General features: G+C 41.4%; 16 protein-coding genes and 1 tRNA gene. 8 read left to right on the top strand and 9 right to left on the bottom strand.

Features of this window, described 5'->3' with window-relative positions; translation table 11 throughout:
• Positions 1-6 precede the first annotated feature (6 nt).
• The 5 genes from RMY00_RS29810 to rfbD all read left to right on the top strand — a co-directional run bounded on the left by RMY00_RS29810 (position 7) and on the right by rfbD (position 5,007).
• A complete protein-coding gene (locus RMY00_RS29810; RefSeq protein WP_322650985.1) occupies positions 7-1,167 on the top strand; it encodes a glycosyltransferase family 1 protein in 1,161 nt (386 codons plus the stop codon).
• On the top strand, positions 1,167-2,261 hold the full coding sequence (locus RMY00_RS29805; RefSeq protein WP_322650984.1) for a glycosyltransferase family 1 protein: 1,095 nt from the start codon (positions 1,167-1,169) through the stop codon (positions 2,259-2,261). The genes RMY00_RS29810 and RMY00_RS29805 overlap by 1 nt, the downstream gene beginning before the upstream one ends.
• A gap of 80 nt (positions 2,262-2,341) precedes the next feature.
• Complete coding sequence (locus RMY00_RS29800) at positions 2,342-3,418, top strand: glucose-1-phosphate thymidylyltransferase (protein WP_322650983.1); 1,077 nt, start codon at positions 2,342-2,344, stop codon at positions 3,416-3,418.
• Positions 3,419-3,534: 116 nt separating this feature from the next.
• On the top strand, positions 3,535-4,080 hold the full coding sequence (rfbC, locus tag RMY00_RS29795; protein WP_322650982.1) for a dTDP-4-dehydrorhamnose 3,5-epimerase: 546 nt from the start codon (positions 3,535-3,537) through the stop codon (positions 4,078-4,080).
• A gap of 36 nt (positions 4,081-4,116) precedes the next feature.
• Entirely contained in the window at positions 4,117-5,007 is an 891-nt protein-coding gene (gene rfbD / locus RMY00_RS29790) for a dTDP-4-dehydrorhamnose reductase (RefSeq protein ID WP_322650981.1), read from the top strand.
• A gap of 73 nt (positions 5,008-5,080) precedes the next feature.
• Here rfbD and RMY00_RS29785 read toward each other — a convergent pair whose 3' ends face one another.
• The gene (locus RMY00_RS29785) at positions 5,081-5,821 is read right to left on the bottom strand and encodes a 2-phosphosulfolactate phosphatase family protein (RefSeq protein WP_322650980.1); all 741 of its coding nucleotides are present in this window, start codon (positions 5,819-5,821) and stop codon (positions 5,081-5,083) included.
• 360 nt (positions 5,822-6,181) lie between these two features.
• Here RMY00_RS29785 and RMY00_RS29780 point away from each other — a divergent pair, with 360 nt between their 5' ends.
• Complete coding sequence (locus RMY00_RS29780; RefSeq protein WP_322650979.1) at positions 6,182-6,601, top strand: BlaI/MecI/CopY family transcriptional regulator; 420 nt, start codon at positions 6,182-6,184, stop codon at positions 6,599-6,601.
• Positions 6,601-7,440, top strand: coding sequence for a M56 family metallopeptidase (locus RMY00_RS29775; RefSeq protein ID WP_322651043.1), 840 nt, complete (start codon positions 6,601-6,603; stop codon positions 7,438-7,440). Before RMY00_RS29780 ends, RMY00_RS29775 begins: the two co-directional genes overlap by 1 nt.
• 121 nt (positions 7,441-7,561) lie before the next feature.
• On the opposite strand, the gene RMY00_RS29770 is transcribed toward RMY00_RS29775, so the two are convergent.
• The 8 genes from RMY00_RS29770 to RMY00_RS29735 form a co-directional block, all read right to left on the bottom strand.
• Positions 7,562-8,317 (bottom strand): hypothetical protein, encoded by a 756-nt coding sequence (locus RMY00_RS29770; protein WP_322650978.1) that lies wholly within the window; start codon positions 8,315-8,317, stop codon positions 7,562-7,564.
• A gap of 313 nt (positions 8,318-8,630) precedes the next feature.
• A complete protein-coding gene (locus tag RMY00_RS29765; RefSeq protein WP_322650977.1) occupies positions 8,631-8,849 on the bottom strand; it encodes a hypothetical protein in 219 nt (72 codons plus the stop codon).
• 11 nt (positions 8,850-8,860) lie between these two features.
• Entirely contained in the window at positions 8,861-9,640 is a 780-nt protein-coding gene (locus tag RMY00_RS29760; protein WP_322650976.1) for a hypothetical protein, read from the bottom strand.
• Positions 9,641-9,786: 146 nt separating this feature from the next.
• A complete protein-coding gene (locus tag RMY00_RS29755) occupies positions 9,787-10,968 on the bottom strand; it encodes an aminotransferase class V-fold PLP-dependent enzyme (RefSeq protein ID WP_322650975.1) in 1,182 nt (393 codons plus the stop codon).
• Between the two features lie 24 nt (positions 10,969-10,992).
• Positions 10,993-11,064, bottom strand: a tRNA-Asn gene (locus tag RMY00_RS29750).
• A 156-nt stretch (positions 11,065-11,220) separates the two neighbouring features.
• Complete coding sequence (locus RMY00_RS29745; protein WP_322650974.1) at positions 11,221-11,772, bottom strand: NYN domain-containing protein; 552 nt, start codon at positions 11,770-11,772, stop codon at positions 11,221-11,223.
• Between the two features lie 323 nt (positions 11,773-12,095).
• Entirely contained in the window at positions 12,096-12,773 is a 678-nt protein-coding gene (locus RMY00_RS29740) for an energy-coupling factor ABC transporter ATP-binding protein (RefSeq protein ID WP_322650973.1), read from the bottom strand.
• Positions 12,774-12,786: 13 nt separating this feature from the next.
• Complete coding sequence (locus RMY00_RS29735) at positions 12,787-13,059, bottom strand: hypothetical protein (protein WP_012410874.1); 273 nt, start codon at positions 13,057-13,059, stop codon at positions 12,787-12,789.
• Positions 13,060-13,523: 464 nt separating this feature from the next.
• Here RMY00_RS29735 and psbD point away from each other — a divergent pair.
• On the top strand, positions 13,524-14,551 hold a 1,028-nt coding region (gene psbD, locus RMY00_RS29730), incomplete at its 3' end, for a photosystem II D2 protein (photosystem q(a) protein) (protein ID WP_322650972.1).

Raw genomic sequence — 14,551 nt, 5'->3', positions numbered from 1 at the left:
ATTCTAATGCTAAAAGTTGTAGTTGATGCCACTCCAGTGGATTCAAAACCCAGTGGAGTTGGCTTTTATGTTGCTAATTTAATATGCGCTCTTGATATATTACAAAAAGAGGAGAATTTTCAGTTAGGAATAGTTTATCAACCAGGGTTAAAAAATTGGCTTCGGGGTGAGTTTAGCTTGCCTGAATCTTTTCAAGATTATTCTCAACAATATCTGCTACCTTTACCTGTAAGAATTTCAAATTTATTATTAGCTTTAGCTTTCAAACCTAGTTTATCGTACTTTGAAAAATATTTTGGTTTTCCAGATATCTTACATGGTACAAATTACTCAGTTTATCCTTGTCAAAATAGTTTAAAGGTAATGAATATATATGATTTAACTTTTATTAAATACCATAACTATGTAGATTCAGTAGTAAAAACCTATACAAAAAAGATAAAGCGATGTTTACAGTGGACAGATTTAGTTTTAACAATTTCAGAGAGTTCTAAAAAAGATATTATTGAATATTTGGAAGTAGACCCAAAAAAAATCTATGTCACACCTTTAGCTAGTCGCTACTATCCTAATTATTTATCTCAGAAAGTTGCACAAGCTTTAGAAAAGCAAGCTAATTATGATTTTTCTAAACCATATCTACTTTTTGTCAGCACAATAGAACCAAGAAAAAATATTAATAATATAATTACAGCCTTTAATTTTTTAAAAGAAAAATATAAAATTGAACATCAATTAATATTGATTGGTAAGAAAGGATGGAATTACGAACCGATATTCGCAGCTATTGAAAATTCTCCTTGGGCAAACCAAATTCATCATCTTAATTACCTATCTAATGAATTAGTTGCGTTATTTTACTCAAAAGCTGATGTCTTCGTTTATCCATCTCATTACGAAGGTTTTGGTTTACCGGTATTGGAAGCAATGACTCTAGGTGCTCCTGTAATTAGTTCCAATACTTCCTCAATTCCAGAAGTTACAGGAGATGCCGCTATATTGGTTGACCCTAATAACCCTATCCAGCTAGGGGAAGCCATATTGAAAGTAATCAGTGATTCCCAGGTACGCCAAGAATTAATTAATAAAGGGAAAGCTAGAGCAAAATTATTTTCCTGGGAAAGAACGGCAAAAGAAACATTAAACGCTTACAGAACAATTATTTAATGAAAATAGTAGATAATATCTCTGCCAAACAATTAATTATTAACTTATCTATTCTCTTGTCTAAACCAACAGGTATAAGTAACTATGCTCAAAACCTTTTTCCTTCTTTAAAATCTTTACAACCCACTTTATTAGCAGCACATAAGTATCCCGATTTTGACTGTTATCCAGTCCCATCAAATTTAACACCAGACCACGGTACAAAAGGTCATTTTAACCGACTACTCTGGACACAATTTCAACTACCACAAATATATAAAAACCTGAAATCGAGTCTTTTATTCTCCCCTATACCGGAAGCACCGCTTTATAGCAACTGTCGTTTTATCGTCACATCTTTTGATATGATACCGTTGCGCTTTGCTAAAAGCTTCTCACCACTCACGCTCTATCACCGCTACTACACTCCCCAAGTTCTGAAGCAAGCACAACATATTATTTGCATCTCTCAGACTACGGCTAAAGACATTACCGATTTTTATAAAATTCCTGCCAGCAAAATTACTCCGATTCCTTTGGCGCACGATCGCACTCACTTCTCCCCCCTAAATCTACCTCCCCGCAACTACTTTCTCTACATTGGACGGCAAGATCCATACAAAAACATCCAGCGACTCATCAGTGCTTTTGCTGCCTTACCTAACTACAAAGACTATGAACTTTGGTTAGCAGGGCCAAGCGATCGCCGTTATACCCCAATTTTAAAAGCGCAAGTTGAGCAACTAAGTATAAATAATCAAGTAAAGTTCCTAGACTATATTCCTTACAGCGAATTGCCAAAAATCATCAATCAAGCGATCGCTCTGGTTTTCCCCAGTCTCTGGGAAGGTTTTGGTTTACCAGTCCTGGAAGCAATGGCTTGTGGTACTCCCGTCATTACCTCAAATCTCTCCTCCTTACCAGAAGTAGCTGGCGATGCGGCGATTCTGATCAATCCCTACAATACCGGAGAAATTACAGAAGCAATGCAGGCGATCGCTAACGATTCGCTATTGCGATCGCGCCTTTCTAGCCAAGGTATCGCTCACTCTCAACAATTCAGTTGGGAAAAAACAGGAAAAGCAACCGGCGAAGTTTTATCCCGTTATTTATGAAAGATAAATTTTGGATGTAAGAATTTAGGATTTTGTCAAAATTTAAGATTATCTTGGCTAATAACTAATCCTAAATCTTTATGAAAGCACTAATTCTCTCTGGCGGTAAAGGTACACGCTTACGTCCCCTTACCTACAGTGGGGCAAAACAACTTGTACCAGTTGCTAATAAACCCGTTTTATGGTATGGCATTGAAGAAATGGTCGCTGCTGGTATTACTGATATTGGCATAATTATCAGCCCGGAAACTGGGGCAGAAGTGCAAGGAAGAACCGGAAATGGAGAATACTTTGGAGCGAACATCACCTACATTGTACAAGAACAGCCAGCCGGACTTGCTCACGCCGTCCAAGTCGCCCGTCCCTTTTTAGAAGATTCTCCCTTTGTCATGTACTTGGGCGATAACCTGATTCAATTAGGTGAGTTACGTTATTTTCTACAACAATTTAGCCAACAACAGCCAGATGCTTTGATTCTCTTACATTCGGTTGACAACCCTAGCGCCTTTGGTGTGGCTGAGGTTGATGAAACAGGAAGAGTATTACAGTTAATTGAAAAACCTAAAGTTCCTCCTTCAAATTTGGCATTGGTAGGGGTTTATTTCTTTTCTCATCTCATTTTTGATGCGATCGCCAATATTCAACCTTCTGCCAGAGGCGAACTAGAAATTACTGATGCTATTCAATACCTAATTAATCAGGAAAAGCAAATTTTAGCTTACAATCTCCAAGGTTGGTGGCTTGATACTGGTAAAAAAGATGATTTATTAGAAGCCAACCGATTGATTCTCGACACCTATTTAACAGCATCAGTTGTTGGAGAAGTTGATAGCCAAAGTCAGATTATTGGACGAGTCCAAATTGGTGCAAAATCTAAAGTAATTAACTGTACAATTCGGGGGCCAGTAGTCATTGGTAGCAATTGTCATTTAGAAAACTGTTTTATTGGGCCCTATAGTAGTATTGCTAACAATGTTACACTCATTGATACCGATTTAGAACACAGTGTAATTTTAGAAAGTGCTAGAATTTCTGGAATTCATCAGCGTATTATTGATAGCGTAATTGGACAACGGGCACAATTGGTTCTTGCACCACGTCGCCCCAAAGCTTTGCGATTTTTAATTGGCGATGACTGTCAAATTGAACTGACCTGATTTTCTTATTAAAAATGGGACAAATCAAGGTCAAAATTTTACTTAACAGCTGTAAAATATAAGCATTAAATTACTCTTACAATTAACACTGTGACAAATTACTAAAAATAATATTAATGAGTATTGTACATACTAAAATTCCCGAAGTTATACAACTTGAACCCCAAGTATTTAGAGACGATCGCGGTTTCTTTTTTGAAGCCTACAACCATCAAAAATTTGCTCAAGAGACAGGTATTGTGACGAATTTCGTGCAAGATAACCACTCTTACTCCAAACAAAATGTCCTGCGTGGATTGCACTACCAAATCCAACAACCCCAAGGTAAACTTGTCCGAGCTATTGTTGGCACTATCTTTGACGTAGCCGTAGACATTAGAAAAAGTTCTCCTACATTTGGGAAATGGGTAGGTCATGAACTCAGTGCTAAAAACAAACGCCTACTGTGGATACCGCCAGGCTTTGCTCACGGCTTTCTCGTGCTTTCAGAAATAGCTGAAGTTCTCTACAAAACTACAGATTACTACGCACCCCAAGGCGATCGCACAATTTTATGGAACGATGCAGATTTAGCTATAGATTGGCCTTTAAGTGCGCCACCAATTTTATCAACTAAAGACGAAGCTGGGAAATCTTTGAGAACTGCTGAAGTATTTGATTAAGCTTGATGATTGCGTTAGGCTCAAGAACTAATTAGGATGAGTAAATTAATTTTGCTGATTGGTAGCAACGGTCAAGTGGGTAAAGAACTGCAACAAATACTCCCTTACTATGGCGATATTATCTCAGTAGAACGTCCAACAGTAGACCTTGCCCAACCTGATACCCTCTGTAACGTTATCAGATCAAAACAGCCGCAAATCATTATTAACGCCGCAGCTTATACTGCTGTGGACAAAGCAGAAAGCGAACCCGAAATTGCTAGCGCTATTAATGCGATCGCACCCCTAATTATTGCTCAAGAAAGCCAAAAATTAGGAGCTTTTCTAATTCATATTTCGACCGATTATGTTTTTGATGGTAATCAGTATCGTCCTTACCAGGAAACCGATGCGACTAATCCCTTGAGTATTTATGGTAAAACCAAACTTGCTGGAGAAGAAGCAATTCAGGAAACTTACGCCCATCACCTCATCCTTCGCACTGCTTGGGTTTATGGAACCTTTGGCAAAAGTAATTTTGTCAAAACCATGCTGCGACTAGGTGCAGAACGCCAAGAAATCCGCGTCGTCGCCGATCAAATAGGTAGCCCGACTTGGGCGCAAGATATAGCCACAGTTATAGCCCAGCTAATTCCCCAGTTAACCCCAGAAATTAGCGGTAAGTATCACTACACTAATAGCGGCATTGCTAGCTGGTATGATTTTGCCGTTGCGATTTTTGAAGAAGCACAACAGCTAGGCTTCCCTTTGAAAGTTGAACGTATTGTCCCCATTACTACCGCCGAATATCCCACACCAGCCCGTCGCCCTGCCTATTCTGTCCTTGCTTGTGAAAAAATCTCAGCAATTTTAGAAACATATCCGCCCCATTGGCGGCAAAGACTCCGGCAAATGCTTAGGGATTTGAAAATTAAAAATAGGCAATAGGGCATTGGGCATTGGTTATTAAATTTCTTCCCCATACCCTATAGACGCGATTCATCGCGTCTCTACAGATTTCCTATTTATTTTGACTTTTCAAAACTCCCGTTTCATGTTGTATTGGCAAAACATCTAAAATATCAGTTTGGGAACAATATTTTAAATCTTCGTGACAGTCAAGACGCAGCAATCGTTGACCGTGACTAGCTTGGTGAAGTAATCCTAATAAGTTATCTTGCCATTGAGAGTAAAGAGCGATCGCACTTATTACTTCATCATTACCAGCTAATTCTTCTGGTGACAACTGTGTTTGTTCTAAAAGACTATGAGCGATCGCACCTGCACAAACTGTATCTTCTAAAGAAAAACTGCCTTCCCAACCAGAACCAATAATCCATACTGTCTCTGGTTGCTTTTCTAAAAGGAATTGCACCACCGCCGCCCGGTTAATCAAGGCTGCTGCTAATAGATTTGGGGAGTCTTGTACCCTTTGTAAGGCACGAGTGCCATTGGTGGTACTAATAAACAAGCGACGCCCTTGGACTAATTCTGGTGTGCAGTCGAGGGGAGAGTTACCCAACTCAAAGCCAGCTACTTTCGCGCCACCGCGTTCTCCAGCTCGCAGACGTTTTTCAGAAGGCCATTTTTCGCTTACTTCAATTAATTGATCTAAATCGCTGAATACCTGTACAGCTTCGCCTCCAGCTGCCAAAACTGTCGCAATTGTGCTAGTGGCTCGCAAAACATCAACTGCGATCGCACATTCTGGCGCTTTACCCGTTGGAGTTAATTCAGGAGTGTGGTATACGAATAGCTTCACGCGCTGGATACACCTAGTTTAATACTACTACCGCAAATTACATTCTACCTAGTTGGTGTCACTAACTATAATCTCAATTTTTTCCAGAGGATTTTTTACCATTCAAAAGCATAATACTATGTCATTTAATGCATAAAGGGGGCTAAGGAATAAATCTGCTGGGGTTTTAACAAAATTTTAAGAGTCCCTGATAAATCCTCAAAAAGCCCATTTTTTATTTGAATAGACTTCAGACTGCTGCACTATCTTATAATCTAAAACAAGAACAGACTTATATTTATGGGGAAAAACTTACTGCTTCAAGGTTACAGCGCAAAGAGACGGATATTCACTTATTCCCCACTCCCCATTGAAATTGCTATGGCACCTTTACCCGACTACCGTCCTAAACAACTATCTTTAGGTCCATTAGAAGCGGAAATCTTAAATATCATCTGGGAACTTGGTTCAGTTACAGTCAAAGATGTACACGATCGCATTCTGGCTGACCCCAACCGGGAATTAGCGTATACTTCTGTGACTACTGTCTTACGTCGCCTCACTGATAAAGGTTGGCTAGCCTGCGACAAAAAAGAGCGAGCGTTCTACTGGCGGCCAATGCTGAGTAAACAGCAATCAGATGTCATCAAAGCTCACGAACAGTTACAGCGATTTCTGGCAGTGGGGAACCCCGATGTTATTGCTGCTTTTGCTGATAGCTTAGATGAAGCAGCTAGTGAGCAAATAGCAGCGATCGCTAAACGCATTCAATCAGCACGACAAGCCAGGGAGGAAGAATGATGCATCTAATAATGATTTTGAATGCTTTAGCAGTTGCCTGGTGGCTAAGATCCGCTTGGAGTCAACGCCAAGCTAATTGGAATGTGCGGTGGCAGCGAGCGCTATTTTTGTTCCTCTTCCCGCCCTTGCTAATTTTTATGACTGCGATCGCTGTCCTCTTCATGGGCCCCCAAGGACAAATGGGTGGGATGTACACAGGCTCAGTCAGCTATTTACTAGCATTAATTTATTTGGCATTTTTTGCCATTTCATGCATTAAACTGGCCTTTCAGGGTTTGCAATCTGTAGAATCTGCTCGTAACTGTCCTGTGGTGAATTTGGGGAATAAACGAGCTAGGTTACTGCAAACGGGCGCGTTGTTTGCAGGTCAAATCGGTTTTTGGCAACCAGAACTAGTGGTTAGCCAAGGATTAGTGCAAACTCTCTCATCGGCTCATTTAGAAAGCGTCTTAGCCCATGAGCAAGGACATCACTATTATAGGGATACATTCTGGTTTTTCTGGCTGGGTTGGGTGCGTTCCTGCACTGCATGGTTGCCGAATACAGAGCCTTTGTGGGAAGAACTGTTAGCTTTGCGCGAACTTCGTGCTGACGGTTATGCAGCATTGCAGGTAGATCCTCTGGTGTTAGCAGAATCACTTTTATTAGTAGTTAGTAGCAGCCCCGTTTTATCGGAAATTTGCTGTGCTGCATTAGGTTCCTCTGGTGCAGATCGCTTAGAACAGAGAATAGAAGCTTTATTAGCGCCACCAAAACCAATCCAAGAACCTCAATTGCAGTCCTGGCATGGTTTTCTTTTGGCGTTATTGCCTCTAGTAGCTGTGATATTTCATAGTTAATAAGTAATTTGGCCTAAATAAACTGTCGCGTCTGTTCAAAATGCAAATATCGACGCGATCGCTTATTATTCCTCAAGTACTAGGCAAGAAAGTAAGCGATCGCTTTTTTTGGTTTTTTTAGTTAACAAGCAAGTGACATCTGGTCGCCGTAAAATCGTTTAAGACGAGGAAATAACTGATTTTTCCAGCAGTTAGCCAAGTCTTTTAGTTCAAGAGTAAAAACAGTTGCATCTGTGTAAGGGTGGGCAACAACAATTAGTGCATGACTAATTTCCAGATTGTAAAAGTTCCGAACTGCCTTGACCTGGGCAGTTATTTGCTCTAACTTATTACCGAGAAATGCTAACTCAGAAATAGGCTGCGTGCTTGATGTCCACTCAATTACATGAAGTATTCCATCGTATTTGCCCATAAAATCTAGCTTGGCAGCATAGGGTAAAATTCCTTTCCAAGGAACTACCTTTTCTACAAGGTGAACTGCACTAATTTTTTCTAAAACTGGTTCTATGCTACGCCGATAAGCCTTAATGCGATCGCAGTAGTGTGCCAAAGGCTGATTATTAAAGTGCTGCTCCATCATTTTATGAAAAGATGCTCCCTCAGTACGATTTTTATAGGCAATCCAATCTGATTCTCGTTTATCTAGATTTTGCCACCGTTTTGTAACAGTAGTAATTTTCTTAGAACAAGTGGTGTTAAACACTGTACCTATAGCTGGACGAAGTTTTCCGTCAAATTCATCCTGGTAGAAGGATAGACCATTAAGCAAAATGGGACGTTGAAGATTTAACTCCAGTTGTTTATATTCTTCCAGTTTTTGCCCAAACGAGGATAAAGGCTGAAAAAGCCCAGATATATTGTGCTGTTGGTAATTCATATTGAACTTTGATGTTTAAAAGATGAACTTTCCCTGATTCATCAGAGCTAAAGGATCTTTCTTTAGACAGTGATGCTCTTAGTTGGAGATTCACCATCAATGCGTAGATTTTTAGGAAACTCAGCATTTAGGTTAAACAGAAATATACCCCGGCACTTGAGGAAGTATGAAATGTTTACCTGCACTACATTAGGTGAGTAAACGCCAGATTCCTGACAGCACAAAGCAATGCTGCCATTTTGGAAGAACTTTTGGAAATTTTAATGTTAGCCGTTTTGACAAAAAGCTAACAAAATCCATTTGTTAGTTTCGCTTATTTTGTTAGCCGTTTTTTTATTTGCTCTACTAGCTGTTTACGTTGTTTGGAAGATAATTTTGTATAGCCATAAGAATCAACGTAGTAGTCTTCCTTCATCAGCCATTTGGCTACATCTCGCCCCAAATCAGTAATTTTTATATGGATACTGTACTTAGGAGCCGCTATCTTATTAGACTTTCGAGGTAAATTTTTGTAATTATTCCGAATAATCAAGCCCCGATTTTCTAGTCTCTTGAGAGAGCGAGACAGATCAGAACGGTCAGATGATGTATATTCACCTGAGCTTTTATTCTCAATATTTTTTCATAAAAATCTGATGGATGAAGCCACCACGGAAATCCCAAATCATCAATGTAATGAGCAATGTCAGGATTATCAACCTTAATATCTGCTTCTTCTACTACTTGCATCCTAAACTCTAAAACGCTCAAAATTCTTTTTTGTAAACGGCTAAGTTTTCGAGTTCCTTTTCTAACTTGTGGACTATCCAAGCATTTGTTTATCTCAGCAATGCTCAATGTAGCTTCGCTTTCTTTTGGCAATTTTTTGACTGGAAACACTGAGCCTTGTGTATCAACCAAGTTGGCTATTCTGTAACCTAAGTAAGTAAGTTTGATTGCTGTGGTGCGCTTAGGTGGGGGAGTATCGGTAGATAGCCGAGGCTCACAATTGTAATTATTCCGAATAATCAAACCACGATACTCTAACTTTGCTAGGGATTTAGACCAAGAAGCTCGCTTGGATGATGACCATTCTGATCCTTGCCCAAAAAATTTAAAAAATGGTATCAAAATTTCTCTATTGTTTCCTGGCTTCCAAGGAAATCCCCATATACTAGCTTGTCTAAACCATTCTGGTCTGTGAGATTCTTTTGCTGCTGAATACCAAATTTTTACCTCATCCAATAGAACAAGCAAAATAAATTTCTGTTGAGGACTAAGTTTTTTAGCAGCCGTTTTAGCTTCTAGACTATTTAGGTCTTCGTTCCACTCTGGTAAATTCACGGCAAATTAGCCTCCATACAGGTTGCTCTGTGCCTTGAATATTTTGGCACAACTGTATTGCTACTTTTATACCCTGTACCCCAGAATGATAAAACTTTGGATTACTTTGAACTAACAATCAGTGCGAGGAGATCGCTTCTACTTGCTCATCTATTTTTCAACAACTTCAGAAGTGCTTTTGCCAAATACTCATACTGCTCTAAAGTATTGTAAATCTGCGCCGAAAGCCTTACCAACAGCCGAGGTTTTTCCTGCCACGGTATCAATTGCACTTGAATACCAAACTTATCAAACAACTCATCATGTATAGACATAAAATCGCGGTTTTCCAAAGTCGTAGGCATTGGCACAACTGCCATTGAACCAATCATTTCCTCTGGACAAGGCGGCTCCACTCCCAGCGCTTCACAAAGTAGCTGTCTTCCCTGCAACACTAGCTGATGATTTTGCTGCATCAATTGTGTCCACCCACCAGGTAGCAACGAACCCATAAAAGCGATCGCTTCCGGTACACACATATAAGCTGTAGGATCGTCTGTACCTGTCCAGTCAAATTCCAACTGAAAGCGGCTTTTATCAGTACGCGGCGAATTTGTACCGTGGCTAATTGTTAAGGGACGAATTTCTGACTGTTTATCTCGTCGCACATACAAAAATGCTGCTCCTTTTGGGGCACACAGCCATTTATGACAATTCCCAGTGTAATAAGCTGCGCCAATTTCTTCCAATTCGAGGCGAATCATTCCAGGTGCGTGGGCACCATCTACCAATGTATCTACACCTCTTTGTTGCAACTCCTTCGCCAATTCTTGAATCGGGAAAATTAACCCTGTCTGGCTGGTAACATGATCCAAAAGTGCTAATCGTGTTTTTGGTGAAACTCGCTCAATTACTGCTGCGATTACTTTCTGTGGTGAGTCAATAGGAAAAGGAATTTTTGCCACTACCACCCGCGCACTAGTGCGACTGGCAATAAAATCAAGTGCATTGCGGCAAGCATTATATTCGTGGTTCGTTGTAAGTATTTCATCCTCTGGTGAAAACGTCAGCGACCTTAACACCGAGTTAACACCAGTGGTTGCATTGGGGACAAATACCAAATCTTGGACATCAGCACCCACAAACGCCGCCAGCTTACTTCTGGCATCGTCTAGCAAAGGTTCCCACTCCCTACCAAAAAAGCGTAGGGGTTCCTCTTCGAGTTGCGATTGCAAACGTTGTTGAAACTCCAGCACTTGTTTAGGACAAGCACCAAAAGACCCATGATTCAGAAACGTCACGGTCGAGTCAAGCGACCATAAACCTCTGACGGATAATCTAGAATCCAAAATTTAAAATCCAAAATTGATAAACTCCCCAGGCCGGATTCGAACCAGCGACCAATCGATTAACAGTCGATCGCTCTACCACTGAGCTACTGAGGATCACTCACGATTTATAATCATAGGGCTAAAAATAGTATTTGGCAAGTACTTTCGCCAATATTTTTTTAGATACTTATTTTTAGATACTTAATTTATAGAATTTTTGCAGCCAAAACCCATTCAGGAACTTAAGCAGAGACTTTTAAATACTAATATCTACTGTAATCCCATTCGTAATTCAGCTAGACGCTGCCGCGCCTTAGCATCAATGGCATTAGCTAAAAACCTGCTCTTAGATTGTTTGCGCGTATGATACTTTTGTCGCATCCGGCAGACGGTAGCTTCTACTTCCCCACAGAGTTGTTGTGCCGATAACCATTCAGCCCCATACCCTTGTATCATCAACTGCTGTGCCCGATCTGATGTAGCAACAATTACACGAGAAATCAAAGATTGGGCTATTTGCTGCCGCATAGATGCACAAGATTTTTCAATATAAGTATCTGCGGTCTGTCCAAAATCAGTGTAATAAACAGATAAAAGCTCAGTAATAATTTCTTTATTACTAGAGCAATTCTGATATTGGGCATCAAAAACTATCTGAGTTGTGTAACCTTGAAACGCACTATAACCAGTCATGGCTTCCACAAGTTCGCCCCGTGCGGCCTCTAGTCCAACGCTATCACGCGTTTTTTTAAGGCAAGGCCAAGCGCCTATTATATTGTAGCCGTCCACTAACAAAACGGCTTGGAGTAAGGAACGGGGCATGGTTTTTAATCACAATTTTCTAGAGTTAACAAAATTCATTCATAAGTTTTATAATAATTGACGCATAGTGTGTAACACTATGCTACATAGAATAAAAAATACGGCAGCCTCATAAACTTAAAACCTAAGACAGACGTACCTACTTAAAACGCGCCTTTTAAACAAAGGCGCGTTGCAGTTCATTTTCAGTAGTAATGATAGCTAAGAGTAGTGAGTAAAAAGACCACCTATAAAGGGTGGAGCATGTCTGGCTATGAAAGCCTGAGTACTTTTTACTTTACTCAGCACTGGCTTAATGCCCCGCTACCGCTAACAGCACTCAATTAAGAGGCTTCGCTGTGTACCTCCATTAGACGTTGTTTAAGGCGTTGAGGTTCACCCCTATCTACCAGAGAGCCTTTTTCTAGTAAGAAAGCGCCGTCACAGTAATTTAACTCGTCTAATCGATGTGTCACCCACAGAGCTGTAATACCTCGGCTTTTGACAAGGCGGCGCACACCAGCCACTAAATCCAACTGGCTATCAGGATCTAGTAAAGCAGTGGGTTCATCTAATAATAAGACTTCACAGCGACGGGCGATCGCACCAGCGATCGCGACTCGCTGTTTTTGTCCCCCAGAGAGTGCGTAGATAGGGCGTCGTAGGAGAGAAAGCAAATTCACTGCTCCTAGCGCCTCTTCAACCCTAGCCCTAGTCGCAGCGGGTGGTAATTTCTCTTCCACTAATCCAAAAGCCACATCAGCACCAACCGTTGGCATCACCAGTTGATGATCTGGATTTTGGAAGACAAAACCAACAGGGTGCAAAACCCGAATTTCCCCAGACTCAGGAGCTAATAACCCCGCCAGTAGTCTGAGTAACGTTGATTTACCGCTACCATTTGTACCCAACAGCATCCAAAACTCGCCCTTGGGTACTTCTAAAGAGCAAGATTTGATAACTTTCTCTCCATTAGGCCAACTGAAATTTAAATCCTTGACCTCAATGCCCACTTGAGCCATTTCTCAACCTTGCTTACTCAGCAGCTACAGCGAAAAAGCCAGGTGGCCTACCACCACCAGGGGTTGTACCATCTTTCTGAACAATCTGCACCCCAGAAATTTCACTAGCACGGACAGCAATTTTTTTCTCTGTCTTGCCCTCGCACTTGAGTTCCACAATGTCAGGGTTCCCAGAGCGGATTGCTGCCAAAATCAACTGATAAACAGCCTCAGCATCCTCTGCTGACTTACGTTGTACAGAGATAGGGAAAGCAGTGTTTCTGATGCTTAAATCGATGGTAAACATTTAGCAATAATCAAATTTAACTGTGGACTCATTTTAGCGTCAGCTGACTGATTCTAGGGAAATGGGAAAGAGGCAGAGGGGCAGAGAGCAGGGCGCAGGGAGAAATGACTCCATCAAAAACTGTCATGAAATGAAGGGGGAATGGATCTGAATCCCCCACTTCAATAAGTGTGCTTATCGTAAAGAGGGAGAAGCTAACGCAACAACAGGTGAGAGCGAATCTCAATTCTTGTCTATCTCCCCTGCCTCCTGCTTTCCACTCACACCTCATCTGAATCATAAATAAATTTTTATTACAAAACCTCTAGAAAAATTAACGATTTACACCTAATATAATTAAAGGTGTGTAAAAAATTGTAAACTAGGTTAACAACCCGGTTAACTTTCTGCTTATAGAAGGCTTTTATTTAGCCATCTATAATACAGATACAACCTGTACTTATAACATTTGGAGATTTGCTCTAATGACCATCGCAGTTGGACGCGCCCCCAGTAGAGGGTGGTTTGACGTATTAGACGACTGGCTCAAGCGCGATCGCTTCGTATTCGTAGGTTGGTCAGGGATACTATTGTTTCCTTGCGCCTTCCTAGCACTAGGCGGTTGGCTGACCGGTACCACCTTCGTCACCTCTTGGTACACCCACGGGTTAGCCTCCTCCTACCTAGAAGGCTGTAACTTCTTAACAGTGGCAGTATCCACCCCCGCCGACAGCATGGGACACTCACTTCTGCTGTTGTGGGGCCCAGAAGCTCAAGGCAACCTCACCCGTTGGTTCCAATTGGGTGGTTTGTGGCCATTCGTGGCGTTGCACGGAGCCTTTGGTTTGATTGGCTTCATGTTGCGCCAATTTGAAATTGCCCGTCTAGTAGGTATCCGTCCTTATAACGCCCTCGCCTTCTCTGCTCCCATTGCAGTATTCGTCAGTGTATTTCTGATGTACCCCTTGGGACAATCTTCGTGGTTCTTTGCACCCAGCTTTGGCGTAGCTGCTATTTTCCGGTTCCTACTATTCCTGCAAGGGTTCCACAACTGGACACTCAACCCCTTCCACATGATGGGTGTTGCGGGTGTATTGGGTGGTGCGCTACTGTGCGCCATTCACGGTGCCACAGTCGAAAACACCTTGTTTGAAGACGGAGATGGTGCCAACACCTTCCGTGCCTTCAATCCAACCCAGTCAGAAGAAACCTACTCAATGGTGACGGCAAACCGTTTCTGGTCACAGATTTTCGGTATTGCCTTCTCAAACAAACGCTGGTTGCACTTCTTCATGTTGTTCGTGCCAGTCACAGGCTTGTGGATGAGCGCCGTCGGCATCGTCGGTTTGGCACTCAACCTGCGGGCTTATGATTTCGTCTCCCAAGAATTACGGGCGGCGGAAGACCCAGAGTTTGAAACCTTCTATACCAAAAACATTTTGCTCAACGAGGGTATCCGCGCTTGGATGGCTCCTCAAGATCAACCCCACGAACAATTTGTATTCCCTGAGGA

The organism is Nostoc sp. ChiVER01, from assembly GCF_034531155.1.
Classification (GTDB): domain Bacteria; phylum Cyanobacteriota; class Cyanobacteriia; order Cyanobacteriales; family Nostocaceae; genus Nostoc.
The sequence above is the reverse complement of the archived record's forward strand: the minus strand, read 5'-3'. Positions and strand labels throughout refer to the sequence as shown.

Bases quoted from the DNA above. Each gene is read 5' to 3' on its own strand.
- RMY00_RS29810 (WP_322650985.1), top strand. From the start codon at position 7: ATGCTAAAAGTTGTAGTTGATGCCACTCCAGTGGATTCAAAACCCAGT.
- RMY00_RS29805 (WP_322650984.1), top strand. From the start codon at position 1,167: ATGAAAATAGTAGATAATATCTCTGCCAAACAATTAATTATTAACTTA.
- RMY00_RS29800 (WP_322650983.1), top strand. From the start codon at position 2,342: ATGAAAGCACTAATTCTCTCTGGCGGTAAAGGTACACGCTTACGTCCC.
- rfbC (WP_322650982.1), top strand. From the start codon at position 3,535: ATGAGTATTGTACATACTAAAATTCCCGAAGTTATACAACTTGAACCC.
- rfbD (WP_322650981.1), top strand. From the start codon at position 4,117: ATGAGTAAATTAATTTTGCTGATTGGTAGCAACGGTCAAGTGGGTAAA.
- RMY00_RS29780 (WP_322650979.1), top strand. From the start codon at position 6,182: ATGGCACCTTTACCCGACTACCGTCCTAAACAACTATCTTTAGGTCCA.
- RMY00_RS29775 (WP_322651043.1), top strand. From the start codon at position 6,601: ATGCATCTAATAATGATTTTGAATGCTTTAGCAGTTGCCTGGTGGCTA.
- RMY00_RS29770 (WP_322650978.1), bottom strand. From the start codon at position 8,317: ATGAATTACCAACAGCACAATATATCTGGGCTTTTTCAGCCTTTATCC.
- RMY00_RS29745 (WP_322650974.1), bottom strand. From the start codon at position 11,772: ATGCCCCGTTCCTTACTCCAAGCCGTTTTGTTAGTGGACGGCTACAAT.
- RMY00_RS29740 (WP_322650973.1), bottom strand. From the start codon at position 12,773: ATGGCTCAAGTGGGCATTGAGGTCAAGGATTTAAATTTCAGTTGGCCT.
- RMY00_RS29735 (WP_012410874.1), bottom strand. From the start codon at position 13,059: ATGTTTACCATCGATTTAAGCATCAGAAACACTGCTTTCCCTATCTCT.